Source organism: Streptomyces sp. NPDC050211, assembly GCF_040656035.1.
GTDB lineage: Bacteria > Actinomycetota > Actinomycetes > Streptomycetales > Streptomycetaceae > Streptomyces.
Genome location: NZ_JBFALC010000063.1, coordinates 1 through 24,995 on the forward strand (window position 1 = coordinate 1; position 24,995 = coordinate 24,995).

The 24,995-nt window shown below is 70.3% G+C and carries 25 protein-coding genes and 1 pseudogene; 13 read left to right on the forward strand and 13 right to left on the reverse strand.

Annotated elements, in window-relative coordinates; all coding sequences use genetic code 11:
• Positions 1–265: pseudogene (locus AB0I98_RS39720) on the forward strand (hypothetical protein); the annotation flags it as partial.
• Between the two features lie 170 nt (positions 266–435).
• Entirely contained in the window at positions 436–1,644 is a 1,209-nt protein-coding gene (gene serB, locus AB0I98_RS39725; RefSeq protein ID WP_362950415.1) for a phosphoserine phosphatase SerB, read from the forward strand.
• A gap of 121 nt (positions 1,645–1,765) precedes the next feature.
• Here the strand turns inward: serB and AB0I98_RS39730 are convergent, their stop codons facing one another.
• From AB0I98_RS39730 to AB0I98_RS39745, 4 genes are all read right to left on the reverse strand, one after another.
• Positions 1,766–2,284, reverse strand: a complete 519-nt coding sequence (locus tag AB0I98_RS39730; RefSeq protein ID WP_362950417.1) for a histidine phosphatase family protein — start codon at positions 2,282–2,284, stop codon at positions 1,766–1,768.
• 65 nt (positions 2,285–2,349) lie between these two features.
• Positions 2,350–2,556 (reverse strand): hypothetical protein, encoded by a 207-nt coding sequence (locus tag AB0I98_RS39735; RefSeq protein WP_362950419.1) that lies wholly within the window; start codon positions 2,554–2,556, stop codon positions 2,350–2,352.
• Positions 2,557–2,738: 182 nt separating this feature from the next.
• Complete coding sequence (locus tag AB0I98_RS39740; protein WP_260859621.1) at positions 2,739–2,858, reverse strand: SGM_5486 family transporter-associated protein; 120 nt, start codon at positions 2,856–2,858, stop codon at positions 2,739–2,741.
• Between the two features lie 49 nt (positions 2,859–2,907).
• On the reverse strand, positions 2,908–4,221 hold the full coding sequence (locus tag AB0I98_RS39745) for a CynX/NimT family MFS transporter (protein ID WP_362950420.1): 1,314 nt from the start codon (positions 4,219–4,221) through the stop codon (positions 2,908–2,910).
• 70 nt (positions 4,222–4,291) lie between these two features.
• Between AB0I98_RS39745 and AB0I98_RS39750 the strand changes: the two genes are divergently transcribed.
• Positions 4,292–4,987 (forward strand): FadR/GntR family transcriptional regulator, encoded by a 696-nt coding sequence (locus tag AB0I98_RS39750; protein ID WP_362950422.1) that lies wholly within the window; start codon positions 4,292–4,294, stop codon positions 4,985–4,987.
• On the opposite strand, the gene AB0I98_RS39755 is transcribed toward AB0I98_RS39750, so the two are convergent.
• The 3 genes from AB0I98_RS39755 to fabG form a co-directional block, all read right to left on the reverse strand.
• Entirely contained in the window at positions 4,962–5,315 is a 354-nt protein-coding gene (locus AB0I98_RS39755; protein WP_362950424.1) for a hypothetical protein, read from the reverse strand. The genes AB0I98_RS39750 and AB0I98_RS39755 overlap by 26 nt on opposite strands.
• A gap of 166 nt (positions 5,316–5,481) precedes the next feature.
• Entirely contained in the window at positions 5,482–6,249 is a 768-nt protein-coding gene (fabI, locus tag AB0I98_RS39760; RefSeq protein ID WP_210575560.1) for an enoyl-ACP reductase FabI, read from the reverse strand.
• A 5-nt stretch (positions 6,250–6,254) separates the two neighbouring features.
• Positions 6,255–6,959: a 3-oxoacyl-[acyl-carrier-protein] reductase gene (fabG, locus tag AB0I98_RS39765; protein WP_362950426.1), complete on the reverse strand. Its 705-nt coding sequence runs from the start codon at positions 6,957–6,959 to the stop codon at positions 6,255–6,257.
• 238 nt (positions 6,960–7,197) lie between these two features.
• Here fabG and AB0I98_RS39770 point away from each other — a divergent pair, with 238 nt between their 5' ends.
• The 3 genes from AB0I98_RS39770 to tyrS are packed head-to-tail and all read left to right on the forward strand — an operon-like array spanning position 7,198 to position 11,440.
• Positions 7,198–8,721 carry a TldD/PmbA family protein gene (locus AB0I98_RS39770; RefSeq protein ID WP_362950427.1) on the forward strand — a complete coding sequence of 508 codons (1,524 nt, stop codon included), beginning with the start codon at positions 7,198–7,200 and terminating at the stop codon, positions 8,719–8,721.
• Positions 8,718–10,112, forward strand: coding sequence for a metallopeptidase TldD-related protein (locus AB0I98_RS39775; protein WP_362950429.1), 1,395 nt, complete (start codon positions 8,718–8,720; stop codon positions 10,110–10,112). The genes AB0I98_RS39770 and AB0I98_RS39775 overlap by 4 nt, the downstream gene beginning before the upstream one ends.
• Before the next feature lie 59 nt (positions 10,113–10,171).
• Positions 10,172–11,440 (forward strand): tyrosine--tRNA ligase, encoded by a 1,269-nt coding sequence (gene tyrS / locus AB0I98_RS39780; protein WP_362950431.1) that lies wholly within the window; start codon positions 10,172–10,174, stop codon positions 11,438–11,440.
• A gap of 96 nt (positions 11,441–11,536) precedes the next feature.
• Here the strand turns inward: tyrS and AB0I98_RS39785 are convergent, their stop codons facing one another.
• Positions 11,537–11,815, reverse strand: coding sequence for a GlsB/YeaQ/YmgE family stress response membrane protein (locus tag AB0I98_RS39785; RefSeq protein ID WP_328367156.1), 279 nt, complete (start codon positions 11,813–11,815; stop codon positions 11,537–11,539).
• A gap of 244 nt (positions 11,816–12,059) precedes the next feature.
• Between AB0I98_RS39785 and AB0I98_RS39790 the strand changes: the two genes are divergently transcribed.
• A complete protein-coding gene (locus AB0I98_RS39790) occupies positions 12,060–12,458 on the forward strand; it encodes a DUF3099 domain-containing protein (protein ID WP_362950433.1) in 399 nt (132 codons plus the stop codon).
• 207 nt (positions 12,459–12,665) lie between these two features.
• A complete protein-coding gene (locus AB0I98_RS39795) occupies positions 12,666–12,905 on the forward strand; it encodes a hypothetical protein (RefSeq protein WP_362950434.1) in 240 nt (79 codons plus the stop codon).
• A gap of 6 nt (positions 12,906–12,911) precedes the next feature.
• Here AB0I98_RS39795 and moaA read toward each other — a convergent pair whose 3' ends face one another.
• The 3 genes from moaA to AB0I98_RS39810 all read right to left on the reverse strand — a co-directional run bounded on the left by moaA (position 12,912) and on the right by AB0I98_RS39810 (position 16,021).
• A complete protein-coding gene (gene moaA / locus AB0I98_RS39800; protein WP_362950436.1) occupies positions 12,912–13,901 on the reverse strand; it encodes a GTP 3',8-cyclase MoaA in 990 nt (329 codons plus the stop codon).
• 147 nt (positions 13,902–14,048) lie between these two features.
• Positions 14,049–15,668: a cation acetate symporter gene (locus AB0I98_RS39805; RefSeq protein ID WP_362950439.1), complete on the reverse strand. Its 1,620-nt coding sequence runs from the start codon at positions 15,666–15,668 to the stop codon at positions 14,049–14,051.
• Positions 15,665–16,021, reverse strand: a complete 357-nt coding sequence (locus tag AB0I98_RS39810) for a DUF485 domain-containing protein (RefSeq protein ID WP_362950441.1) — start codon at positions 16,019–16,021, stop codon at positions 15,665–15,667. The genes AB0I98_RS39805 and AB0I98_RS39810 overlap by 4 nt, the downstream gene beginning before the upstream one ends.
• 310 nt (positions 16,022–16,331) lie before the next feature.
• On the opposite strand from AB0I98_RS39810, the gene AB0I98_RS39815 reads away from it, so the two are divergent.
• The 4 genes from AB0I98_RS39815 to AB0I98_RS39830 all read left to right on the forward strand — a co-directional run bounded on the left by AB0I98_RS39815 (position 16,332) and on the right by AB0I98_RS39830 (position 22,176).
• On the forward strand, positions 16,332–17,861 hold the full coding sequence (locus tag AB0I98_RS39815) for a S8 family serine peptidase (protein ID WP_362950443.1): 1,530 nt from the start codon (positions 16,332–16,334) through the stop codon (positions 17,859–17,861).
• A gap of 87 nt (positions 17,862–17,948) precedes the next feature.
• Positions 17,949–19,466 (forward strand): S8 family serine peptidase, encoded by a 1,518-nt coding sequence (locus tag AB0I98_RS39820; protein WP_362950444.1) that lies wholly within the window; start codon positions 17,949–17,951, stop codon positions 19,464–19,466.
• An 81-nt stretch (positions 19,467–19,547) separates the two neighbouring features.
• Positions 19,548–20,924 (forward strand): CoA transferase, encoded by a 1,377-nt coding sequence (locus AB0I98_RS39825; RefSeq protein ID WP_362950447.1) that lies wholly within the window; start codon positions 19,548–19,550, stop codon positions 20,922–20,924.
• Between the two features lie 253 nt (positions 20,925–21,177).
• The gene (locus AB0I98_RS39830; protein ID WP_362950448.1) at positions 21,178–22,176 is read left to right on the forward strand and encodes a CopD family protein; all 999 of its coding nucleotides are present in this window, start codon (positions 21,178–21,180) and stop codon (positions 22,174–22,176) included.
• 32 nt (positions 22,177–22,208) lie between these two features.
• Here AB0I98_RS39830 and AB0I98_RS39835 read toward each other — a convergent pair whose 3' ends face one another.
• Entirely contained in the window at positions 22,209–22,877 is a 669-nt protein-coding gene (locus AB0I98_RS39835; RefSeq protein WP_362950450.1) for a lysoplasmalogenase, read from the reverse strand.
• Positions 22,874–23,743, reverse strand: a complete 870-nt coding sequence (locus AB0I98_RS39840) for a sterol desaturase family protein (protein ID WP_362950451.1) — start codon at positions 23,741–23,743, stop codon at positions 22,874–22,876. Before AB0I98_RS39840 ends, AB0I98_RS39835 begins: the two co-directional genes overlap by 4 nt.
• Before the next feature lie 229 nt (positions 23,744–23,972).
• Here AB0I98_RS39840 and AB0I98_RS39845 point away from each other — a divergent pair, with 229 nt between their 5' ends.
• The gene (locus tag AB0I98_RS39845) at positions 23,973–24,956 is read left to right on the forward strand and encodes a DEDDh family exonuclease (RefSeq protein ID WP_362950453.1); all 984 of its coding nucleotides are present in this window, start codon (positions 23,973–23,975) and stop codon (positions 24,954–24,956) included.
• The last annotated feature ends 39 nt before the right edge of the window (positions 24,957–24,995 follow it).

The window sequence follows — 24,995 nt, forward strand, 5'->3', positions numbered from 1 at the left end:
GGCCGCCCGGGCAGGAAAGGGCGGACGCGTCGCCCTCCCCCGGCGCCCGGCCGGCGAGCGGGGCGCCGCCCGGCGGCGACATGTATGGCGCACCGACGGTGGCCCGGCCGATGGGGCCGCCGCCGCGGTGGCCGCGACGGTCCGCCAAGTCGCGCCGCGAGGACGGGGAACAGGCCCCGCCGGACCGGCGGCGGCAACCGCCGCCGCCTCCTCCGCCTCCGCCGCCCCCTCCGAGGGCGCCGAAGGGGCGGTGAAGGGGCACTGAAGGGGCGCCGAACCGACGGGCCGGTGGCCGTGCCGTGTCCGTCGGTGGCGGCCGTCCGTCTGTGAGCTGCCTGTCAGCCCGCTGTCACCCGAGCGACATCCAGAGTTCCGCGTCCGCTGGGCGGACCTGCGGGGCGATGGGCACAGGGTGCCGGATACGGTGGGAGCACCATGAGCGCTTCGCAGACCTCAGAGTTCCCCACCCTTCTCGTCAAGATCTTCGGGAAGGACAGGCCGGGCATCACGGCCGGCCTCTTCGACACTCTCGCCGCCTACTCGGTCGACGTGGTCGACATCGAGCAGGTCGTCACGCGTGGCCGGATGGTGCTGTGCGTGCTGGTGACCGAGCCGCCGAGGGGGCTCGAAGGGGACCTGCGGGCCACCGTCCACAGCTGGGCGGAGTCGATGAAGATGCAGGCGGAGATCATCTCCGGCACGGGCGACAACCGGCCCCGCGGTCTCGGCCGGTCGCTGGTGACCGTGCTCGGGCATCCGCTCACCGCGGAGGCGACCGCCGCGGTCGCGGCCCGTATCACGCGCACCGGCGGCAACATCGACCGTATCTTCCGGCTCGCCAAGTACCCGGTGACGGCGGTGGAGTTCGCGGTGTCCGGCGTGGAGACCGAGCCGCTGCGCACCGCCCTGGTGACCGACGCGGCGGCACTGGGTGTCGATGTGGCGGTCGTGGCCGCGGGGCTGCACCGGCGCGCACAGCGTCTGGTCGTCATGGACGTGGACTCGACGCTCATCCAGGACGAGGTGATCGAGCTCTTCGCCGCGCACGCGGGCTGCGAGGCGGAGGTCGCCGGGGTGACGGCGGCGGCGATGCGCGGGGAGCTCGACTTCGAGCAGTCGCTGCACGCGCGCGTGGCGTTGCTGAAGGGGCTCGACGTCTCGGTGGTGGACAAGGTGCGCAGCGAGGTGCGGCTGACGCCGGGCGCGCGCACGCTGATCCGTACGCTGAAGCGGCTCGGCTACCAAGTGGGCGTCGTGTCGGGCGGTTTCACTCAGGTCACGGATGATCTGAAGGAACGTCTCGGACTGGACTTCGCGCAGGCCAACACGCTGGAGATCGTCGACGGGAAGCTGACCGGGCGGGTCACCGGCGAGATCGTGGACCGGGCGGGGAAGGCGCGGCTGCTGCGCCGGTTCGCCGCCGAGGCGGGTGTGCCGCTGGCGCAGACCGTGGCGATCGGTGACGGTGCCAACGATCTCGACATGCTGAACGCGGCCGGACTGGGAGTGGCCTTCAACGCCAAGCCGGTCGTCCGCGAGGCCGCACACACCGCGGTGAACTTCCCGTTCCTCGACACGGTGCTGTACCTGCTGGGCGTCACCCGCGAAGAGGTCGAGGCGGCGGACACCCACGACGAGGGCTGAGCGGACGAGGCCCTGTGCGGATGCGGCCCCTGTGCGGACGGGGCATGAGCACGCGAGGCCGTAGAGAGGTACGAGGGGCCCGCACCGGTGCGGTGCCGGGCCCCTTGCCGGTCGCGTGGGGTTATTCGGAGGGTGCCCAGTAGTCGCGCAGGGTGGCTGTGCCCGGTTCCAGGGACTTCCAGGAGCCCTCGAAGGTCAGGACCGCGAAGGCGGCGGCGGGGAAGCCGCGGCGGCTCAGCCGCTCCAGGGCGTCACCCTCGGCCGAGCCCGCGAGGATCTCGGCGAGGCCCTGGATGCCGGGGTTGTGGCCGATCATCAGGACGTTCTGCGCGTCGTCGGGGGTTTCGTTGAGCACGGCGATCAGTTCGCCGGGTGAGGCCTCGTAGACCCGCTCCTCATAGACGGTTTTCGGCCGGTGCGGGAATTCCTGGACGGCGAGCTTCCAGGTTTCCCGGGTCCGGTCCGCAGTGGAGCACAGGGCCAGATCGAAGGGGATATGGGTGTCGGCGAGCTTGCGTCCGGCGACTGCGGCGTCCATGCGGCCCCGCTCAGCGAGCGGCCGCTCGTGGTCGGTCACCTGTGGCCAGTCGGCTTTCGCATGCCGGAAGAGGACGATCCTGCGGGGTTCTGCGACGCTCATGCGTCCCAGCTTCGCATGAAACACGCCAACGGGCGCAGGGAGTTGACGGGCGGCTCAGCAGGTGTTCAGCGCGATATCAGCTGCAGAATGTGCTCGAAGAGCCGGGTGATCGCCGGGTCCGTGGTCGCCGCGTGCGCGTCGGACGGGTTGAGGATCAGCAGGAGCAGGGTGACGAACGCGAGCGCGGGGAGAGCCAGGGCCCACCAGGGCAGCCTGATGTCCGGGCGGCCCGAGCGCGCCGGGTGGAGCCGGGTCTGCGTAGGGGCCGACATGACGCCTCCGTGAGTCTTCGAGTGATCCGTGCCCGCCGCTCGCGGTCACATCTCGAAGTTACGGACTCCCGGGCCCTCAACCCATCCGGTGATCCACCCAGTTGACCCTGACACTCGCCCCCTAGGGGATGGTGGTGCTAGCCCCACCATCGGACCCGCGGACGGTCACGGAGAGGCGATCGTCACGGCGAAGCGATCGTCGCGATGATGGCGATGATCACGAAGATGGCGAAGAACGAGCCGAAGACGAGGAGCATCTTCTTCTGGCCGTTCTGCGGGTTCGGGTCGAGCACTGGCGACATGCGCCCAGTGTCGCACCCGCCGCACAGGCCCGGCCTGCGGGGGTGGGGCTCAGCGGGCCGCCTCGTCCTCCACCGTGCGGTCGCGGCCCGCCAGGACGCCCACGATCATCTGGGGGATCATCAAGCCGGTCATGAGCGCGATCGGCAGGCCCCAGCCGCCGCTGTGCTGGTACAGGACGCCCACCAGGAGCGGTCCGGGGATGGAGATCAGATACCCCGTGCTCTGCGCGAACGCCGACAGCTGGGCGACGCCCGCGCCGGTCCTGGCCCGCATTCCGACCATGGTGAGGGCCAGCGGGAACGCGCAGTTGGAGACGCCGAGCAGCAGCGCCCATGCCCAGGCGCCGCCGGCCGGCGCGGCGTACAGACCGGCGTATCCGGCGAGACCGCAGACACCGAGCGCGATCACGATCGGGCCCTGATGGGGCAGCCGGGTGGCCACGCGCGGGATGACGAAGGCGAGCGGCACGCCCATCACCATCGTGACGGCCAGGAGCAGCCCGGCCGTGCCGGCGGGTACGCCCGCGTCGCGGAAGATCTGCGCCATCCAGCCCATCGTGATGTAGGCGGCGGTGGCCTGGAGCCCGAAGAAGACGGCGAGCGCCCAGGCGGTACGGCTGCGGGTGATGCGCAGAACGGGCTCCACGCGCGCGTGCCCTTCAGCGCCGGGCTCCACACGCGGGTGCACCTCGGCAGGCGGCTGCGCCCCCCGCTGCCGCGCGAGCGGGATCCACGGCAGTACGGCCACCGCCGCGAGCCCCGCCCACACCGCGAGCCCGGACTGCCAACTGCCGCCCAGGACGTCGGTCATGGGCACGGTCACCGCCGCCGCGGCGGCCGTGCCGAGGGCGAGGGCCATCGAGTACAGGCCGGTCATGGAGCCGACCCGGTCCGGGAACCAGCGCTTGACGATGACCGGCATCAGGACGTTGCTGACCGCGATGCCCATGAGCGCGAGGGCGCTGGCGGCCAGGAATCCGGGCACGCTCCCGGCGTACGGCCGGATCAGCAGGCCCGCGGTGATGGCGGCCATCCCGGCGCAGACGACCGCGCCCGGCCCGAAGCGGCGGGCGAGCCGCGGGGCCATGACGCCGAACACGGCGAAGCAGAGCGGGGGCACCGAGGTGAGCAGGCCGGCCACGCTGCCGCTCATGCCGAGCCCGTCGCGGACCTCTTCCAGGAGGGCACCGAGGCTGGTGATGGCGGGGCGGAGGTTGACGGCGGCGAGCACGATGCCGAGGACGACCAGTCGGGTCGTCCACGCGCGCGTGGAGGTCGGGGATGCGCCTGTCACGGGTGCCGAGCTGCGTATCGTCGGGGGCTTTGCCGTCCGGGTTTCCTCGCTTGCCATGAGGCCCATCATAGAATCATGGGATGATTGGTTGTCCACCCTCCCGCCACCTGCGGTCGACCGTCCCGTGCGAAGGTGAGCCATGCCACTGAGTCACCCCCGCAGGTCGGCGCTGTCCGAGCAGGTCATCGCCGCGCTGCGGAACCAGATCACGTCGGGCGAGTGGCCGGTCGGCTCACGCATCCCGACGGAGCCCGAGCTGGTCGAGCAGCTCGGCGTCGCCCGTAACACGGTGCGTGAGGCCGTCCGCGCACTCGCGCACAACGGCCTGCTGGACATCCGCCAGGGCTCCGGAACCTACGTGGTCGCGACCAGTGAGCTGGCGGGCGTGATGCACCGCCGCTTCGCCGACGCGGACCCGCGGCATATCGCCGAACTGCGCTCCACCCTGGAGTCCGGCGCCGCGAGGCTGGCCGCCGAGCGCCGCACCGAGAAGGACCTCAAGCAGCTCGACGCGCTGCTGGTGCGGCGCGAGGAGGCGTGGGCGTCGGGCGACGCGGAGGCCTTCGTGGCGGCGGACACGACCTTCCACCTGGCGGTGGTGGCCGCCTCCCACAACGACGCGATGACGGCCATGTACGCGGACCTGAGCGAGGTGCTGCGGGACTGGCTGCGCGAGGACGTCGGCCAGGAGCTGACCCCGGAGACGTACATGGACCACACACGGCTCGTCGACGCGATCCGGGCGGGCGACACGGCGGCAGCGGCCGCGGAGGCCGCGAGCTATCCGTTCCTGTGCCGTCCCGGCAGGTTCACAGCGCCCGCTTCCGGTGACTGACCCACACCGAGCGGACCTCTTTCCAGCAGCGGCCGGTCAGCCGCACGGTCTGCGCGGGCCCCGCGTCGACCGCGGCGCCGTCGCTGTCGATGTCCCACCAGCGGTCGCACTCGATGTGCAGACGGACGCTGTCCGTTCGCGGGTACGGGTTGTGGCAGAACGCGGTCACGTAGGAGCCGATGACCCTGCTGCGGCACGCGGCGCCGAACGGCTCCGGTGCGGCGGCCGGCCGTACCTTCACGCGCGCGTGGGGCATCGCCTCGTACGACAGGCAGAGCACGAGAGCGACGGCGACGGTCACTGAGGCCAGGCTGCGGGAAATGCGCACAACGGGACCTCCTCGGCCGTGCTGGGGAGGGAAGCGTGTGGTGAACGCGTACTTCAGGGTGTGCGGTGGTGGCCCTTCCGCGCCCGGCGGGTGGGCCGAACGGGTGACACGCCAAGGGCCCGCGCCCCTGACAGGAACGCGAGCCCTCCGGCAGTTCGGTCGTGCGTCACGCACCGATGGCGTGCAGACCCCCGTCGACGTGGATGATCTCGCCGGTGGTCTTCGGGAACCAGTCGCTGAGCAGGGCGACGATGCCGCGGCCGGCCGGGTCCGGGTCCTTGAGGTCCCACTCCAGCGGGGCACGGGTGTCCCACACGGACGCGAGCTCCGAGAAGCCCGGGATGGACTTGGCGGCCATGGAGCCGATGGGGCCCGCGGAGATGAGGTTGCAGCGGATGTTCTGCTTGCCCAGGTCACGCGCCATGTAGCGGCTGGTGGCCTCCAGTGCGGCCTTGGCCGGGCCCATCCAGTCGTACTGCGGCCAGGCGTACTGCGCGTCGAAGGTGAGGCCGACGACCGAGCCGCCGTTCTGCATCAGCGGCAGGCACGCCATGGTCAGCGACTTCAGGGAGTACGCCGAGACGTGCATGGCCGTGGCGACGGACTCGAACGGCGTGTTGAGGAAGTTGCCGCCGAGCGCGTCCTGCGGCGCGAAGCCGATGGAGTGGACGACGCCGTCGAGGCCGCCGAGCTCCTCGCCGACGATGTCGGCCAGGCGGCCGAGGTGCTCGTCGTTGGTGACGTCGAGCTCGATGACCTTGGTGGGCTTGGGGAGCTTCCTGGCGATGCGCTCGGTCAGCGTGGGCCGCGGGAACGCGGTCAGGATGATCTCGGCGCCCTGCTCCTGGGCCAGCTTGGCGGCGTGGAAGGCGATGGAGGACTCCATCAGCACACCGGTGATCAGGACGCGCTTGCCCTCGAGAATTCCGCTCATGGTGATCAGTGACCCATTCCCAGTCCGCCGTCAACGGGAATGACGGCTCCAGTGATGTACGAGGCGTCGTCCGAGGCGAGGAAACGCACCGCCGCGGCGACCTCGTCCGGCTGCGCGTACCGGCCGAGCGGCACCTGCGCCATGATCGTGGCCCGCTGCTCGTCGGTGAGCGCCTTCGTCATGTCGGTGTCGACGAAGCCGGGCGCGACGACGTTGAAGGTGATGTTGCGTGAGCCCAGCTCACGGGCGAGGGAACGCGCGAAGCCGACCAGGGCGGCCTTGGAGGCGGCGTAGTTCGACTGACCAGGGCCGCCGTACAGCCCGACCACCGAGGAGATGAGGACGACACGGCCCTTCTTGGCGCGCAGCATGCCGCGGTTGGCGCGCTTGACGACCCGGAAGGTGCCGGTGAGGTTGGTGTCGATGACCGAGGTGAAATCCTCCTCGGACATCCGCATCAGGAGCTGGTCCTTGGTGATGCCGGCGTTGGCGATGAGGACCTCGACGGGCCCGTGCGCGTCCTCGATCTCCTTGTAGGCCTGCTCCACCTGCTCGGGGTCGGTGATGTCGCACTTGACGGCGAGACAGCCGGCGGGCGGCTCACCGGAACGGTAGGTGATGGCGACCTTGTCGCCGGCGTCGACGAATGCGCGGGCGATGGCGAGGCCGATGCCCCGGTTGCCTCCGGTGACGAGAACCGAGCGGCTCAACGGATCACCCTTTCACTAGCGGTTGGTTCCCCCGCCCGAACACCTGGATGACAGGCGGCTTCATCGAAAACCTATCGGTCCCCGCCCTTCTGCGGACAATCGGGCACCGACAGCGGCGAACGGCACTCACTGTGGGGTCCCTACAGAAAGAGGCGCACGTCAGCCGGAAACCTGTGGTCCCTCGCCGGGATGGGCGACATGATCGGAGCCGACAGGCCACGACAGCAGGGAGACCTCCGTGCCTCATACGATCGACGAAGCCTTCACGGCACTTCCGCTACGCGCCTTGGCCGACGCCGCGCTGGCACGCGCGCGTGCGCTGGGGGCGGAGCACGCGGACTTCCGGTTCGAGCGGGTGCGCAGCGCGTCCTGGCGCCTGCGGGACGGCAAGCCCGCCGGATCGTCGGACACCACCGACCTCGGGTACGCGGTGCGGGTCGTGCACGGCGGGACGTGGGGATTCGCGTCCGGTGTGGATCTGACACTCGACGCCGCGGCCAAGGTCGCCTCGCAGGCGGTGGCGATGGCCAAGCTGTCCGCTCAGGTGATCCGGGCGGCCGGGTCGGACGAGCGGGTCGAGCTCGCCGACGAGCCCGTGCACGCCGAGAAGACGTGGATCTCGTCGTACGCGATCGATCCGTTCACCGTGCCCGACGAGGAGAAGACCGCGCTGCTGGCGGACTGGAGCGGCCGGCTGCTGGCGGCGGCCGGGGTCGATCACGTCGACGCGTCGCTGCTCACCGTCCATGAGAACAAGTTCTACGCCGACACCGCCGGGACCGTGACCACGCAGCAGCGGGTGCGGCTGCATCCGCAGCTGACGGCGGTGTCGGTGGACGCGTCGAGCGGCGAGTTCGACTCGATGCGCACCATCGCGCCGCCCGTCGGCCGTGGCTGGGAGTACGCGACGGGCACCGGCTGGGACTGGGACGATGAACTCGCCCGGATCCCCGAGCTGCTCGCCGAGAAGATGCGCGCCCCCAGTGTCGAGCCGGGGCCGTACGACCTCGTCGTCGACCCCTCCAACCTGTGGCTGACCATCCACGAGTCCATCGGCCACGCCACCGAACTGGACCGCGCCCTCGGCTACGAGGCCGCCTACGCCGGCACCTCCTTCGCCACCTTCGACCAGCTCGGCAAGCTCAAGTACGGCTCCGAGCTGATGAACGTCACCGGTGACCGCACCGCCGAGCACGGCCTTGCGACCATCGGATACGACGACGAAGGCGTCGAGGGACAGTCCTGGGACCTGGTGAAGGACGGCACGCTCGTCGGCTACCAGCTGGACCGGCGGATCGCGAAGCTGACCGGGTTCGAGCGGTCCAACGGGTGCGCGTTCGCCGACTCCCCCGGCCATGTGCCCGTGCAGCGCATGGCCAACGTGTCCCTGCAGCCCGACCCCGCCGGGCTGTCCACGGAGGATCTGATCGGGGGCGTGGACCGCGGCATCTATGTGGTCGGCGACCGGTCCTGGTCGATCGACATGCAGCGCTACAACTTCCAGTTCACCGGCCAGCGGTTCTTCAAGATCGAGAACGGGCGGCTGGCCGGTCAGCTGCGGGACGTGGCCTACCAGGCGACGACCACCGACTTCTGGGGCTCCATGGCGGCCGTCGGCGGTCCGCAGACCTATGTCCTGGGCGGCGCCTTCAACTGCGGCAAGGCCCAGCCGGGCCAGGTCGCGGCCGTGTCGCACGGCTGCCCGTCCGCCCTCTTCAAGGGCGTCAACATTCTCAACACCACGCAGGAGGCCGGTCGATGAGCGCGCGTACGAGCAAGCCGCACGAGGTTGTCGAGCGGGCGCTGGAGCTGTCCCGGGCCGACGGCTGCGTCGTGATCGCCGATGAGCAGTCGACCGCCAATCTGCGCTGGGCGGGCAACGCGCTCACCACGAACGGTGTCACGCGCGGGCGCACGCTCACGGTCATCGCCACCGTCGACGGCAAGGAGGGCACCGCTTCCGGCGTCGTCTCACGCTCCGCGGTGACCATCGACGAGCTGGAGCCGCTGGTGCGCGCCGCCGAGGCCGCCGCACGCGGCGCCGGGCCCGCCGAGGACGCGCAGCCCCTGGTCACGGACGTACCGGCGTCCGAGGACTTCACGGACGCCCCGGCCGAGACGTCGTCCACCGTGTTCGCCGACTTCGCCCCCGCGCTCGGTGAGGCCTTCGCACGCGCGCGTGCGGGTGGCCGCGAGCTGTACGGCTTCGCCAACCACGAGCTGGTGTCGACGTACCTGGGTACGTCCACCGGTCTGCGGCTCCGTCATGACCAGCCGAACGGGACGCTGGAGCTGAACGCCAAGTCGCCCGACCGTACGCGCTCGGCGTGGGCGGGGCGCTCGACCCGGGACTTCAAGGACGTCGACCCGGCGGCGCTGGACGCCGAGCTGGCCGTACGGCTCGGCTGGGCGGAGCGGCGGATCGAGTTGCCCGCGGGCCGGTACGAGACGCTGCTGCCGCCGACCGCCGTCGCCGACCTGCTGATCTACCAGATGTGGTCGGCCTCTGGCCGGGACGCCACCGAGGGCCGCACGGTGTTCTCCAAGCCCGGCGGCGGCACCCGCGTCGGCGACAGGCTCACCGAGCTGCCGCTGACCCTGCGCAGCGACCCGAACGAGCCGGGCCTGGAGTCCGCGCCCTTCCTGATCGCGCATTCCTCCGGCGGCGACCAGTCGGTCTTCGACAACGGGCTGCCGCTGAAGCCGACCGAGTGGGTGCGCGCCGGTGAGCTGGGGCACCTCATGACCAGCCGGCACAGCGCCGGGCTGACCGGACTCCCGGTGGCGCCCGCGATCGACAACATCATCCTGGACGGCGGCACGGACCGGTCGCTGGAGGACATGGTCGCGAGCACCGAGCGCGGGCTGCTGCTGACCTGCCTCTGGTACATCCGCGAGGTCGACCCGGCCACGCTGCTGCTCACCGGCCTGACCCGGGACGGCGTCTACCTCGTCGAGAACGGCGAGGTGACCGGCGAGGTCAACAACTTCCGGTTCAACGAGTCGCCGGTGGATCTGCTGGGGCGGGCGGCCGAGGCGGGGCGCACGGAAAAGACGCTGCCGCGGGAATGGAGCGACTGGTTCACCAGGGCTGCCATGCCCGCGCTGAGGGTGCCGGACTTCAATATGAGCTCTGTCAGTCAGGGCGTATAACCTCGTAGTCGGCTGTCGCTCGACGGCCGACAAGATCGCTTCAGGGAGATACGAGAACCGTGACGGACATCGTCGACGAGCTGAAGTGGCGTGGGCTGTTCGCCCTGTCCACTGACGAGGACGCTTTGCGCAAGGCGCTCGCGGACGGTCCCGTCACCTTCTATTGCGGTTTCGACCCGACGGCGGCCAGTCTCCACGTCGGCCACCTGGTCCAGGTCCTCACCATGCGCCGGCTCCAGCAGGCGGGGCTGCGCCCGCTCGCCCTCGTGGGCGGCGCGACGGGTCAGATCGGCGACCCGCGCCCGACCGCGGAGCGCACGCTGAACGACCCGGAGACGGTCGCCGCCTGGGTCAACCGGCTGCGCTCGCAGATCGAGCCGTTCCTCACCTTCGAGGGTGAGAACGCCGCGGTGATGGTGAACAACCTGGACTGGACGGCCGGCATGTCCGCCATCGAGTTCCTGCGCGACATCGGCAAGCACTTCCGCGTCAACAAGATGCTGACCAAGGACTCGGTCGCCCGGCGGCTGCAGTCCGAGGAAGGCATCAGCTACACGGAGTTCAGCTACCAGCTGCTCCAGGGCATGGACTTCCTGGAGCTGTACCGGCGGTACGGCTGCACGCTCCAGCAGGGCGGCAGCGACCAGTGGGGCAACCTCACGGCCGGGCTCGACCTGATCCACAAGCTGGAGCCGCACGCCAACGTGCACGCGATCGCCACTCCGCTGATGACCAAGGCGGACGGCACCAAGTTCGGCAAGACCGAGGGCGGTGCGATCTGGCTCGACCCGGAGATGACGACGCCGTACGCCTTCTACCAGTTCTGGCTGAACGTGGACGACCGGGACGTCTCGACGTACATGCGCATCCTGTCCTTCAAGTCCCGTGCGGAACTGGAGGAGTTGGAGAAGCAGACGGAGGAGCGGCCGCAGGCCCGGGCCGCGCAGCGCGCGCTTGCCGAGGAGCTGACGACGCTGGTGCATGGCGCCGAGCAGACCGCTGCGGTGATCGCCGCGTCCCGTGCGCTCTTCGGGCAGGGCGAGCTGGCGGAGCTGGACGAGCGGACGTTGGCTGCGGCGCTGTCCGAGGTGCCGCATGTGCGGGTTGCCGAGCTTGGGCCGGTCGTCGATCTGTTCGCTGAGGTCGGGTTGGTGGCGAGTAAGTCGGCTGCGCGGCGGACGGTGAAGGAGGGCGGGGCGTACGTGAACAACGTGAAGGTCGCCGCGGAGGACTTCGTCCCGGTGATGGGGGATCTGCTGCACGGGCGGTGGCTGGTGCTGCGGCGGGGCAAGAAGAATCTTGCGGCTGTGGAGGTTGTTGGCGGGTAGCGCGGGGTGCGCCGCAGGGGGTGCGGTGGCCTGCGGGCTGCGGGTTCGTTGTGGTTGTTCGCGCAGTTCCCCGCGCCCCTAAAGGGGCGCTTCACCTCACGTGCGTTGTTTTCTTTTGCCCAGCGTTGCCATGTACAGCATGTCGCCTACGCCCACGATGACGAGCGCTGCTACCAGCTGGAAGGCGTGGCGGCTCCAGTCGATGCCGGAGGTTTCGTCTACGCCCACTCCTCGGGCGATGGAGTTGCCGACGATGGCGCCGAGCATGCCGAAGATGGTGGTCAGCCAGAGGGGGCTGTGCTGTTTGCCGGGCAGGATCGCCTTGGCGATCAGCCCCAGCACGAATCCCACGATGATCGCCCACAACCAGCCCATGGCTGCCTCCTTGTACGGCTCGACGTGAGCATTACGCCCAGTGTCGGCCCGATCGCTCTACGGCGCATGTCGGGTACGGCGCTACACGCTCCGGCGCAGTTCACTCGCCCTTGTCGGAGGTGCCCCGGTCTCGTAGGCGACGCAGGTGCGGCGTAACGTGGAGGCTGTCCGGGCTCGGCTTCTCCGCCTGGGCGGAGCGGGTACGGGCCGGGAAGAGTCCGATGCGGGCGGATGGTGGAATGTGATGCGGAAGCAGCATGGTGGCGGCAACGCCCAGGTATTCCGGATCACTGGGGCCCGGGCGAGCCTTCAGGACGATGTACGCGGGCGGCAGCGGCGGTACGTCATTTCGATGTCCGTCCGTACGGTGTCCGTGGTCCTCGCGGCCACGCTCTGGAACGTCGAACGGCACGTCGCGATCGTGGCGTTGGTGCTCGGGGCGGTGCTTCCCTATATCTCGGTGGTGATCGCCAACGCCGGGCGGGAGAACGCGCCGTCGCTTCCGTCGACGTTCGTGACCGCGCCGACGCCGCCGATGATCGCTCCGCCGCGGGACGACGACGGCTTCGCGGAACCGGCGACGGAAGACGCGGCGGCCGAACCGGAGCCCGGCGCGAGAAGCGAGCGAAGCGACCGGACGTGAGCTTTGCGGACGCTTTCCAGCGGAGGTCGGCTCCGTACCAAGCTCAGGAAAAGCTCAGATCAATCATGTTGTTCCGGTGCCGAGCGGGTACTGACCCGTGACATACTTTCTAAGCGCTCCGCATCCCCCGTCGGAGCGACAGACCGACGCCGGGCAGCTCCCCCCGTGGCTGCTCGGCGTCGCCTTTCGTGGGGTTAAGGTCGGGGCGTGATTCTGAACGTCCCCGGCAACGAACCGGCCTCTCCCATCTGCTCCGCCAAGGGCTGCCGTGCCGCCGCCGTGTGGGTGCTCGCCTGGAACAATCCGAAGCTGCACACGCCGGAGCGGCGCAAGACCTGGCTGGCCTGCGAGGAGCACCGGGAGCATCTCTCGCAGTTCCTCGGGGTGCGGGGCTTCTTGAAGGACGTGGTCCTGCTCGAGGAGTGGGAGTCCCCCGAACAGGCCTAGTCCCGTCTAGCCGCCGATCGCCGACATCGGCCTGTCCGGCTGCACGAAGGTCGGGTCGTCCAGGCCCGCGCCCGCCTTCTTGCCCCACATGGCCAGGCGCCAGATGCGGGCGATCTCCTCGTCGGGGGCGTCGGAGCGCAGAGCGGCGCGCAGGTCGGTTTCCTCGCGGGCGAACAAGCAGGTGCGGACCTGGCCGTCGGCGGTGAGGCGGGTGCGGTCGCAGGCCGAGCAGAACGGGCGGGTGACCGAGGCGATGACGCCGACACGGTGCGGGCCGCCGTCGACCAGCCAGCGCTCCGCCGGCGCCGAGCCGCGCTTCTCCGAGCCCTCCTCGGTCAGTGCGAAGCGGGTGCGCAGCGAGGTCAGGATGTCGCCCGCGGTGATCATGCCGTCGCGTTTCCAGCCGTGCTGGGCGTCCAGCGGCATCTGCTCGATGAACCGCAGCTCGTAGTCGTGCTCCACGGCCCAGGCCAGCAGGTCCGGGGCCTCGTCATCGTTCAGGCCCGGCATCAGGACCGAGTTGACCTTGACCGGGGTCAGGTCCGCCGCGCGGGCGGCGTGCAGGCCCGCGATGACGTCGTGGTGGCGGTCGCGGCGGGTGAGGGTCTTGAAGACGTCCGGGCGCAGGGTGTCCAGCGAGACATTGACCCGGTCCAGGCCCGCCGCCTTCAGGGCACTCGCGGTGCGCTTGAGGCCGATGCCGTTGGTGGTCAGGGACATCTGGGGGCGCGGGTCGAGGGCGGCGACTCGCTCGACGATGCCGACCAGGCCGGGGCGCAGCAGCGGCTCGCCGCCGGTGAAGCGGACCTCCGTGATGCCCAGGGAGGTGACCGCTATGTCGATCAGGCGGACGATCTCGTCGTCCGTGAGCAGGTCGGGCTTGGCCAGCCACTGCAGGCCCTCCTCGGGCATGCAGTAGGTGCAGCGCAGATTGCACCGGTCGGTCAGCGAGACCCTCAGGTCGGTGGCCACTCGGCCGTAGGTGTCGATGAGCACGTGGGCCCCCTCCCTCACAGCGGATCCATCATTTCCGACACCTGCGAGCCTACGCGACGCCACTGACAACCAGCAGGGGCCTTTTCCCACCAGGAATGACGCGGCCGCGTCGTAGGGATCTACGACGCGGCCGCGGGGCGGGTGGGGTCAGTGCGCCCCGGTGCCCGTGAGGGAGCGGACCTCCAGCTCGGCGTACTTGCCGGTGTCGGGCTCCTCCTTGGACAGGTAGGTGCCGACGATGCCCATCAGGAAGCCGAACGGGATGGAGATGATGCCCGGGTTCTTCAGCGGGAACCAGGAGAAGTCGACGTCGGGGAACATCGCCGTGGGGTCGCCGGAGACGACGGGCGAGAACAGCACCAGGCCGACGGCCACGGTCAGACCGCCGTAGATCGACCACAGGGCGCCCTGGGTGGTGAACCGCTTCCAGAACAGGCTGTAGAGGATCGTCGGCAGGTTGGCGGAGGCGGCGACCGCGAAGGCGAGGGCGACGAGGCCGGCCACGTTCAGGTCGCGGGCGAGGGAGCCCAGGAGGATGGAGACGGCGCCGATGCCGATGGTCGCCAGACGGGCGGCCTTGACCTCCTCCTTCTCGGTGGCCTTCCCCTTGCGGATGACGTTGGCGTAGATGTCGTGCGCGAAGGAGGACGACGAAGCCAGCGTGAGGCCGGCGACCACGGCGAGGATCGTGGCGAAGGCCACCGCCGAGATCGTGGCGAGCAGGATCGCGCCCCACGCGGAGTCGACGCCGCCCAGGTGCAGGGCGAGCAGAGGCGCGGCCGTGTTGCCGGACTTGTTGGACGCGATGATCTCTTCCTGCGAGATGAGCGCCGCCGCTCCGAAGCCGAGCGCGATGGTCATCAGGTAGAAGCCGCCGATGATGCCGATCGCCCAGTTGACGGACTTACGGGCGGCCTTGGAGTTGGGCACCGTGTAGAAGCGGATCAGGATGTGCGGCAGGCCGGCGGTGCCGAGCACGAGGGCGATGCCCAGGGAGATGAAGTCGAGCTTGGTGGTGCCGGTCGCGCCGTACTGGAGGCCGGGCTCCAGGAAGGCGGCGCCCTTGCCGCTGTTCTCGGCGGCGGTGCCGAGCAGGTCGGAGATGTTGAAGTTGAACTTCAGCAGCACCAGGAAGGTGATCAGGATGGTGCCGCTGATGAGCAGCACGGCCTTGACCATCTGGACCCAGGTGGTGCCCTTCATGCCGCCGATGGAGACGTACACGATCATCAGGATGCCGACGAGGGCGACGATGAGGATCTTGCCGGCGTCGGAGGTGATGCCGAGCAGCAGGGAGACCAGGACGCCCGCGCCCGCCATCTGGGCCAGCAGGTAGAAGATCGAGACGACGATCGTGGAGGTACCGGCGGCCGTGCGCACGGGGCGTTGGCGCATGCGGTACGCGAGGACGTCGCCCATCGTGTAGCGGCCGGAGTTCCTGAGCGGCTCGGCCACCAGGAGCAGGGCCACCAGCCAGGCGACCAGGAAGCCGATGGAGTACAGGAAGCCGTCGTAGCCGAAGAGGGCGATGGCGCCCGCGATGCCGAGGAAGGACGCGGCCGACATGTAGTCGCCGGAGACCGCGAGGCCGTTCTGGAAGGCGCTGAACGACCGGCCGCCCGCGTAGAAGTCCGCGGCGTCCTTGGTCTGGCGGCCCGCCCAGACGGTGATGAACAGGGTCGCGACCACGAAGAGCGCGAACAGGGTGATGATCAGAGGCCGGTGCTCGCTGGCCTCATTGGCCGCAAGGGTCATCGCGGGGCTCATGCGCCGCCCTCCATCTGGGACTTGATCGCTTCTGCCTTGGGGTCGAGCTTCGCGGCGGCGTGCCGCGAGTACCACCAGGCGATGAGGAATGTGGTGACGAACTGGGCGATGCCGAAGACGAAGGCGACGTTGATGTTGCCGGCCACCTTGGTGCCCATGAAGCCGCCCGCGTAGTTGGACAGCAGGACGTACAGCAGGTACCAGACGATGAAGCCGACGGTCAGCGGAAAGGCAAAGGAGCGGTAGGAGCGGCGCAGTTCACCGAACTCCGCGCTCTCCTGCACCTCGACGAACTCCTCTGTGGAAGGGAGTTGGTGTTCTTCTTTCGAGGGGGGCGGTGCGTCGGTAGCCACGGAGTCTCCTCCTGTTGCGGGTGTGGTTGTACGAGTGGTGATGTGGATCACTTGAACCGGGTGGCGATGCTAGGGCCCCCGAGCGTGATCCGACAGGGGGCTCGATCGTGCTCGGCCTCCTGCCCAAGGTCACGGCGCCACGCGAGGACCGGTTCAACCCTCGGTACTTCTTTCCGAACCAACATCGGGGAAGTCATTGCTGGCCAGCGCAATCGGGGGATAGTTTCGCCCTGTCCAACCCGTCATGTACCTGCCCGAGCACCATCTGTGTCTCGGGCCGGTTTCGTTTTCCGGATGATGTGGAGATCCCATGCCTCATCTGCGTTCCAGACGTCGGCTCGCTCTCGCCGTGCCCGTCGTCCTGTCACTGACCGCCTCGCTCGGCTTCCTGCCCGCGGCCGCCTCGGCCGCCCCGAAGGCGGAGCCGGCCGCGCAGTCCGCGGACGCACCCGTATTGGCGTATGTCGTCAACACGAAGACGGACCGTCGCACCATCGCGGCCGTGCAGAAGGCGGTCGTCGCGAAGGGCGGCACCGTCGTCGAGACGTACGCGAAGATCGGCGTGATAGTCGTGCACTCGGCGAACCCGGACTTCGGCGCGCAGATCCGCGCCGTGCGCGGGGTGCAGTCGGCGGGTGCCACGCGCACCGCGCCGCTGACCGCCGCCGGCACCACGGACGAGGGCGCCGCGCAGCTCCTGACGAAGGAGCAGGCCGCGAAGGTCGCCCAGGCCTCCGCCGCCACGGGCGCGAGCGAGCCTCTCGAAGCCGACCAGTGGGACCTGCGGGCGATCGGCGCCGACAAGGCCGCGCAGATCAACCCGGGCAGCAGGAAGGTCACCGTCGCCGTCATCGACACCGGCGTCGACGACACCCACCCCGACATAGCCCCGAACTTCTCCCGCTCGCAGTCGGCGAGTTGTGTGGGCGGCAAGGCGGACACCAGCGAGGGTTCCTGGCGGCCGTACACCGCGGAGGACTACCACGGCACGCATGTGGCCGGTGAGATAGCCGCGGCCCGCAACGGCATCGGTGTCGCCGGTGTCGCGCCGGGCGTCAAGGTCGCCGGCATCCAGGTGACCGACCCCGTCAACGGCCTCTTCTACCCGGAGAGCGTCGTGTGCGCGTTCGTGTTCGCCGCCGACCACGGCGTGGAGATCACGAACAACAGCTACTACGTGGACCCGTGGCTGTACAACTGCCTGGACGACCCCGACCAGAAGGCGATCGTCGACGCGGTCAACCGGGCCCAGCTGTACGCGCAGGGCAAGGGCACCCTCAACGTCGCCGCGGCGGGCAACTCCAACCACGACCTGGACGCGGACTCCCTCGTCGACGACTCCAGCCCCGACGACTCCACGCCGGTCGAGCGCACCATCGACCCGCACGAGTGCTACGACGTGCCGACCATGCTGCCGGGCGTCGTCACGGTCAGCGCGGTCGGCGTGAACAACGTCAAGTCGTACTACTCCACCTACGGCAAGGGCGTCGTCGACGTCGCGGCGCCGGGCGGCGACCGGCTGTACCAGATTCCGGACACGCCGTCGAAGAACGGCCGCATCCTGTCCACGATGCCGAACAACTCGTACGGCTTCCTGCAGGGCACCTCGATGGCCTCGCCGCATGCCGCGGGTGTCGCCGCGCTGCTGAAGTCGACGCACCCGAAGGCGTCTCCGGCGCAGCTGCGGGCGCTGCTCAAGGCGCAGGCCGACAACCCCGGGTGCCCCGAGTCGTACGACCAGAACGGGGACGGCACGCAGGACGCGGTGTGCGAAGGACCTAAGCGGGTCAACGGTTTCTACGGTTTCGGCATCGTCGACGCCCTGGACGCGGTCAAGTAGTCCCAGCGCGCGGTGCGGCCCAAGGCGGGCCGCACCGCCCGGACTTCCCGCACGGTCCGCCCGTACCACGAACGAACTGGAGAGACCATGACAGCGCCTCACCCGCGCTACCGCAGAGCGATGGCGATCCCGGTCGGGATGGCCATGGCGACGGCACTCGCCTTCCTGCCGAACGTCACCGCGTCCGCGGCCGACGCGCCCGTCTCGGCCAAGGCCGACGCCACCTCGCTCAGCTATGTCGTCAACGTCCGCCCCGGGCACGGGGTTCCCGGACAGGTGAAGAAGGCGATAGCCGAGGCCGACGGCACGATCGTGACGTCGTACGACAAGATCGGGGTGATCGTCGTCCATTCGGCGAACCCCGACTTCGCCAAGATCCTGCGCACGGTGCGCGGGGTGGACTCGGCCGGCAACACCCGTAACGCGCCGCTGCCCGCGCAGTCGACGACCGACGTCGGCACGCCGAAGGTGCTGAGCGCGGCGGAGGCCGGCGCCGCCGAGGCCGTGGACGGGCAGGATCCGCTCGAGCCGCTGCAGTGGGACCTGCCCGCCATCAAGGCGGACAAGGCGCACGAGAAGACGCTGGGCAGCTCCAAGGTGACCGTCGCCGTCATCGACACCGGTGTCGACGACACGCACCCCGACATCGCGCCGAACTTCGACCGCGAGGCGTCCGTCAACTGCGTGACGGGCAAGCCCGACACGACCGACGGGGCGTGGCGGCCGGGCGCGACGGAGAGCCCGCACGGCACGCATGTCGCCGGTGAGATCGCGGCCGCCAAGAACGGCGTCGGCATGACGGGCGTGGCGCCCGGCGTGAAGGTGTCCGGCATCAAGGTGTCCACCACCGCCGGCTACTTCTACACGGAGGCCGTGGTCTGCGGCTTCATGTGGGCGGCCACACACGGCGTCGACGTGACCAACAACAGCTATTACACCGACCCCTGGTACTTCAACTGCAAGGACGACCCGGACCAGAAGGCGCTCGTGGACGCCGTCTCCCGGGCCTCGCGGTACGCGGAGCGCAAGGGCGCGGTCAACGTCGCGGCGGCCGGCAACGAGAACTACGACCTCGCCGCCGACGAGATCACCGACCCGGTCTCCCCGAACGACGCCACGCCTGTCGAGCGGGTCGTCGACCCGTCCGAGTGCCTCGACATCCCGACCCAGCTCCCGGGTGTCGTGACCGTGGCGGCGACCGGCGCGAAGGGCCTCAAGTCGTCCTTCTCCAACCACGGTCTGGGCGTCATCGACATCGCCGCCCCCGGTGGCGACTCGACCCGCTTCCAGACCCCGGCCCCGCCCGCCACCAGCGGCCTGATCCTGGGCACGCTCCCCGGCGGCAAGTGGGGCTACATGGCCGGTACGTCGATGGCGTCGCCGCATGTCGCGGGCGTCGCCGCCCTCATCAAGTCGACGTATCCGTACGCCCCTCCGGCCCTGGTGAAGGCCCTCCTGTACGCCGAGGCCGACGCCACGCCGTGCACGGACCCGTACGACATCGACGGTGACGGCAAGGTCGACGCGGTGTGCGAGGGCACGAAGAACCGCAACGGCTTCTACGGCTGGGGCACCGCGGACGCGCTGGACGCGGTGACGAAGTAGTACGGCCAGTGGGGGCCGGGCGGTTGTTCCGTCCGGCCCCTGTTGTCGTGTTGATCGGGTCAACGCCGCATAGTGCTGCGCATGACCGACATCGAGGACATCGAGTACGTCTGGTCCGCGCTGGGCGGCGATCCCGCCCTGGTCCCGCGGATCTCGGTGACCGCCCGCAAGGGTGCGCTCGAAGCACGGCTTCCGGTACGGGAGTTGGCGCGGGCGTGCGTGGGCGCGTGCGCGCTGGCCGCCGCCGAACTGGGGGCGCGGCGGGGCGGGTTGCGCGAAGTGCCCGGGGTGCGGGTGGACGACGGGGCCGTGGCGACGGCGTTCGTCAGTGAGCGCCATCTGCTCATCTCCGGGCGGGCGCCGGTCATCTTCGCTCCGTTGTCGCGGTTCTGGCGTACGGCGGACGGGTGGGTGCGGACGCATGCGAACTATCCGCATCACCGGGCGCGGTTGCTCGCCGCGCTGGGGCTGTCCGACGACCGCGTGTCCGTCGTCGAGTCGGTGCTCGCGGAGCGCTCCGCCGTGGAGGTCGAGGAGTCGGTGTACGCCGCCAGCGGCCTGGCGGTCGCGCTGCGCACGCCCGAGGAGTGGGCGGGACATCCGCAGGGCGTCGCGCTTGCCGGGCGCCCTCTGGTCGAGCGCGGGCGGCTGGACGCCACGCACGCGCGCGTGCTCGCGCCGGTCGACGGCGATCCCCTGCTTCCCGCCGCCGGGCTGCGGGTGCTGGACCTGACCCGGGTGATCGCCGGGCCCGTCGCCACCCGCACCCTCGCCCTGCTGGGCGCCGACGTGCTGCGCGTGGACCCGCCTCAACTGCCCGAACTGCCCGACCAGCACGCCGACACGGGCTTCGGGAAACGCTCGACGCGGCTGGACCTGAGGGCCGACCGTCGTGCCTTCGAAGAACTGCTCGCGGCGGCGGACGTGGTCGTCACGGGATACCGGCCGGGCGCCCTGGACCGGTTCGGACTGTCGCCGGAGGCACTGGCCGAGCGGCGGCCCGGGGTGGTCGTGGCGCAGCTTTCGGCGTGGGGTGCGTCCGGGCCCTGGCGGGAACGGCGTGGGTTCGACAGCCTGGTGCAGGTCGCGACCGGCATCGCCACCGCCGAGGGCACGCCGGAGCGTCCCGGCGCGCTGCCCGCACAGGCCCTGGACCACGGCACGGGTTATCTGCTGGCAGCGGGGGTGCTGCGCGCGCTGACCGAGCAGTCGTACGAGGGTGGCAGCAGGTTCGTACGGCTGGCGCTGGCGCGGACGGCGGCGTGGCTGATGCACGGGGTCGGCGGCTCTGACGCGGGGGACGACGTGTACGAGGGCGCTGACGAGTGGCTGGCCGAGACCGGCAGTGCGCTCGGGCGGTTGCGGTACGCGCTGCCGCCGGTGTCCTTCGCGGGCGGTCCGGTCGACTGGGGGCGGGCGCCGGGGGTCTGGGGGGCCGATCCGGCGCGGTGGGTCTGAGAGGACTGCCTGGCGCGGTGGGTCTGAGGGACACGACCCGACGCGGCGGACCTGAGAGACACAACCCGACGCGGCGGACCTGAGGGACACTATCCAGCGCGGCGGGCCCGAGAGGCACAACCCGACGCGGCGGGCCCGAGAGGCACGATCCGCCTGAGCGTCGGCGCGTCCGAAAACGTACCCATGGGTGGAATGCCGTATTGCCGGTTGCCCGGTGCTTGCCCGTTCTGCGGCGGTTGGTGACTATCTTGGGGTGACCTTGACAAGACCCACCTCCGGGGTGGCCGATGAGGGGGCCGTACGGCGCCCCGGTGCCGGCCGGGCCGTCGCCGTTCTCGTTCTCGGGGCGCTGGCGGCGCTGATCCCGCTGCTCGGTCCGTCCGCCGCGCTGCACGAGACGGGTGAGGCAGCCGCACCCGGCACGGGTGGCATCGCCCTGCTGCGGGCGGTGCTGTTCGCGGCGCTGTGTGTCCCGGTGGGCGAGCTGTTCGTGAACCGGCTGGCCCGGGCCGTGCCCGGCGATCCCGCACAGCCGCCGCGCAGTTGGGCGCCCTACGCGGCCGGCGTGGGTTTCGTCGCCGCGCTGGGGCTCGCCTCGGTCGTCGCCACCGGCAACCTGGTGCCGAGCAGCCTCGCCGAGATCGACGTCGGCGGCCTCTACGCCTCGCGAGACGGCAAGCTGGCGCTGGTGGAGGTCAACGCGTTCCTCGCGGCGGGCCTCTGCACGCTCTCACGGCGACCCGCGACCGTCGTCTGGCCGTTGGCCGCGGTGGTCGTGGCGGAGGCACTGCGCGCGCATCCCACGACCGAGCACGACCCGCTGATCGGCTCCGGGCTGACGCTCGTTCATCTGGCCTGCGCGGCACTGTGGGCGGGCGGGCTACTGCACGTGCTGCGCAGGCTGCGGCGCGACACGCCGACGGGAGCGGCGTTGCTGGGGCTCTACGCGCGCGTGGCCGCCGTTCTGCTCGCCGCCATCACCGCGACCGGGGTGTGGAGTTCGCTGCGGCGCATGCCGTCCGGCACCGTCCTGGAGCAGTTGACGACGACGGCGTACGGACGCGTCCTGCTCGCCAAGGTGCTCCTCGTGGCCGCGGTCGCCGTGCTCGCCCTGTGGGCCCGTATCCGGCTGCGCCGTGCGGCGGATCCGCTGACCGCCTGCTCCCCCGCGCGTGCGGAGGTCGTGGTGCTGGGGCTGGTGGTCGCGGTGTCGGGGCTGCTGACGGCGCTGCCGGTGCCGATCAGATGGTGAGCCAAGCCTGAGTTGGTGCCTCAGGCAGCGCCTCAGTTGGCAAGGAGCGCTTTGGGCGCCGGTGGCGCCTGGACAGCCACCGGTGTTCCTCTGACCAGCAGGAGTTGGGCGGCCGCATAGGTCAGCATGATCCAGAAGTCGGGTCGCGGCAGCTGCGGCCACTCCGCGACGCCGGTCGCGATGAGGGTGTCGGAGAGCATGAAGAGGGCGCCACCGAACCCGGCGAGGAGTCCGAACCGGGTGACGGCTGCGAATGCCATGGCCGTGAGCAGGGCGCTGTAGCCGGCGACGGGGACGCGGAGGTCGGCGGGGAGGTCGGGCCACAGGAGAGCGACGGTGGTGACGAGGGCGGTGGCGTAGGCGAGCGCCAGAAGTGCGGCACGCGCGCGTGGGGCCGCGTTTCCGGTGCCGTACCTCTTGAAGAGCACGAGGTAGCAGATGTGCCCGGCCGCGAAGGAGGCCATCCCGGCGAGGAAGGCGGGCTCGGCGTCGGACAGCAGCAGGACATCGCCGCCCCAGCCGAAGAGGAGCGCGGCGAGGAGGAGTCGGGGGGCGCCACGGACGTACGCGTAACCGGCGAGGAGCGGCATCAGGAGGGGCTTGGCGACGACGTGCCCGGTGTCGGAGCCGACGGCGAGGAAGGCCAGGTCTGCGACGGCGGCCAGGGCGAAGGCGCCCAGCAGAACGCGGGACGGTCTCACGCGGCCGTCGTCTCCTCGACGGGCGCCGCGGCGGGCGGAGCGGGCTGCCAGCCCGGCCCCCGGAACACCCGCCCGGCACGCTCGCGCCAACTGCCCGCCGCCTTCAGGTCCTTGGCGATGGCGACGTATTCGTGCGTGGCGACCTTGAGCGGGTTGTACGTGTGGATGTTCTTGGTCAGCCCGTACACCGGCCGCTCGGTCTCGGCGACGAAGGAGCCGAAGAGGCGGTCCCAGACGATGAGGATGCCGCCGAAGTTGCGGTCCAGATAGCCGCCCTGCGAGGCATGGTGGACCCGGTGGTGCGACGGGGTGTTGAGGACGAACTCAAACCAGCGGGGCATCTTGTCGATGCGCTCGGTGTGGATCCAGAACTGGTAGACGAGGTTCGCCGAGGAGCAGAACGCGAGCGCGGCCGGGTGCACCCCGCACGCGATCAGGGGGACGTAGAACGGCCAGACGGTCAGGGACGTCCAGGGCTGGCGCAGCGCGGTGGTGAGGTTGAACTTCCGGCTGGAGTGGTGGACGACGTGGCAGGCCCACAGGATGCGGATGACGTGGTGGCCGCGGTGCGACCAGTAGTAGAAGAAGTCCTGCGCGAGCAGCATCAGCGGGATGGTCCACCACAGGACGGGCACGCGGAGTGGCGTGAGTTCGTAGATCGCCGTGTAGATGGCGACGATGGGGATCTTCCAGAGCAGGTCGAAGACGAGACTGCCGAGGCCCATGGTGACGCTCGTCGCGGCGTCCTTCGCCTCGTATCCCGCCGCGTCGTCGTCCGGATGGATACGGACGCTGATCATCTCGATCACGGTGAGCAGCACGAAGGCGGGTATCGACCACAGCACGACATCGGGCAGGTTCGGCATGAGGGCACGGTAGAACCGCTGGTCGTCCGGGGCTAGACGTTGTTACCCACAAGTATTACCGGGGGTATGCGCTTGCTTGTTGGCGATCTCCGCCAAGTCGGGCGGCCACCCCCGGCCGCGCTCCGTCAGTTCTGACACCCACACGGACATTCGCCCGGCTCGAACACCCGGCCGTGAGACGGCACCTGACGGACCGGACTGTCGGACCCGGCCCGTATCCTCGGTGACCATGCTCGAAGACCTGACGACCGCAGCGTCCTCCCCCACAGTGTGGCCGGCCGCGTATCCCCAGGGATACGCGGTCGTTGACGTGGAGACCACGGGCCTGGCCCGGGACGACCGGATCATCTCCGCGGCCGTGTACCGGCTGGACGCGCGCGGCGAGGTCGAGGACCACTGGTACACGCTGGTCAACCCGGAGCGGGACCCGGGCCCGGTGTGGATCCACGGTCTGACGAGCGACGTACTCGAGGGTGCGCCCCTCTTCGAGGACATCGCCGAGGAGTTCGCGACCCGGCTGGAGGGCCGGGTGCTCGTCGCGCACAACGCCGTCTTCGACTGGCAGATGATCGCCCGGGAGTACGCACGCGCGCGGAGCGAGCCGCCGGTGCGGCAGCGGCTGTGCACCATCGCCCTCTCGAAGGAGCTGGAGCTGCCGCTGCCCAACCACAAGCTGGAGTCGCTCGCCGCGCATTTCGGCGTCGTACAGCAGCGGGCACACCATGCGCTGGACGACGCGCGCGTGCTGGCGGAGGCGTTCCGGCCGAGCCTGCACGCCGCCGCACAGGGTGGCGTACGGCTGCCGCTGCACGAGTGCCGGCCGCTGACCGAGTGGACGGACCGAGCCGTGCCCCGGCAGCAGTCGAGCTATGGCGCCTACCGGCCCACCAGTTGGCGTCCGGCGCGCAGAAGGCCCGCCTGCCCCTATCCCAACCCGGGTCGTTACGAAGAGGGCAAACCGCTCAAGCAGGGCATGCGGGTCGCGTTCTCGGGAGACACCTCCATCGAGCGCGATCTCCTGGAGGACCGGGCGATCGAGGCCGGGTTGCATGTCGCCACCAGCATCTCCCGGCTGACCAGCCTGCTCGTCACGAACGACCCGGACTCGGGCACGTCCAAGGTGGTCAGGGCCCGGCAGTACGGCACGCCGGTGGTCGACGAGGCGGCGTTCGGACAGCTCCTCGGGGATGTGGAAGCGGCGTCGGAGGGATGACCGTACGGACGGGTGATTGCCGTGCGACTCGCCCGGAGC

What these genes read in the sequence shown, in the direction of transcription:
- serB (WP_362950415.1), top strand. Translation starts at nt 436, where the DNA reads ATGAGCGCTTCGCAGACCTCAGAGTTCCCCACCCTTCTCGTCAAGATC.
- AB0I98_RS39730 (WP_362950417.1), bottom strand. Translation starts at nt 2,284, where the DNA reads ATGAGCGTCGCAGAACCCCGCAGGATCGTCCTCTTCCGGCATGCGAAA.
- AB0I98_RS39735 (WP_362950419.1), bottom strand. Translation starts at nt 2,556, where the DNA reads ATGTCGGCCCCTACGCAGACCCGGCTCCACCCGGCGCGCTCGGGCCGC.
- AB0I98_RS39740 (WP_260859621.1), bottom strand. Translation starts at nt 2,858, where the DNA reads ATGTCGCCAGTGCTCGACCCGAACCCGCAGAACGGCCAGAAGAAGATG.
- AB0I98_RS39745 (WP_362950420.1), bottom strand. Translation starts at nt 4,221, where the DNA reads ATGATGGGCCTCATGGCAAGCGAGGAAACCCGGACGGCAAAGCCCCCG.
- AB0I98_RS39750 (WP_362950422.1), top strand. Translation starts at nt 4,292, where the DNA reads ATGCCACTGAGTCACCCCCGCAGGTCGGCGCTGTCCGAGCAGGTCATC.
- fabI (WP_210575560.1), bottom strand. Translation starts at nt 6,249, where the DNA reads ATGAGCGGAATTCTCGAGGGCAAGCGCGTCCTGATCACCGGTGTGCTG.
- AB0I98_RS39775 (WP_362950429.1), top strand. Translation starts at nt 8,718, where the DNA reads ATGAGCGCGCGTACGAGCAAGCCGCACGAGGTTGTCGAGCGGGCGCTG.
- AB0I98_RS39785 (WP_328367156.1), bottom strand. Translation starts at nt 11,815, where the DNA reads ATGGGCTGGTTGTGGGCGATCATCGTGGGATTCGTGCTGGGGCTGATC.
- AB0I98_RS39790 (WP_362950433.1), top strand. Translation starts at nt 12,060, where the DNA reads ATGCGGAAGCAGCATGGTGGCGGCAACGCCCAGGTATTCCGGATCACT.
- AB0I98_RS39805 (WP_362950439.1), bottom strand. Translation starts at nt 15,668, where the DNA reads ATGAGCCCCGCGATGACCCTTGCGGCCAATGAGGCCAGCGAGCACCGG.
- AB0I98_RS39815 (WP_362950443.1), top strand. Translation starts at nt 16,332, where the DNA reads ATGCCTCATCTGCGTTCCAGACGTCGGCTCGCTCTCGCCGTGCCCGTC.
- AB0I98_RS39820 (WP_362950444.1), top strand. Translation starts at nt 17,949, where the DNA reads ATGACAGCGCCTCACCCGCGCTACCGCAGAGCGATGGCGATCCCGGTC.
- AB0I98_RS39825 (WP_362950447.1), top strand. Translation starts at nt 19,548, where the DNA reads ATGACCGACATCGAGGACATCGAGTACGTCTGGTCCGCGCTGGGCGGC.
- AB0I98_RS39840 (WP_362950451.1), bottom strand. Translation starts at nt 23,743, where the DNA reads ATGCCGAACCTGCCCGATGTCGTGCTGTGGTCGATACCCGCCTTCGTG.
- AB0I98_RS39845 (WP_362950453.1), top strand. Translation starts at nt 23,973, where the DNA reads ATGCTCGAAGACCTGACGACCGCAGCGTCCTCCCCCACAGTGTGGCCG.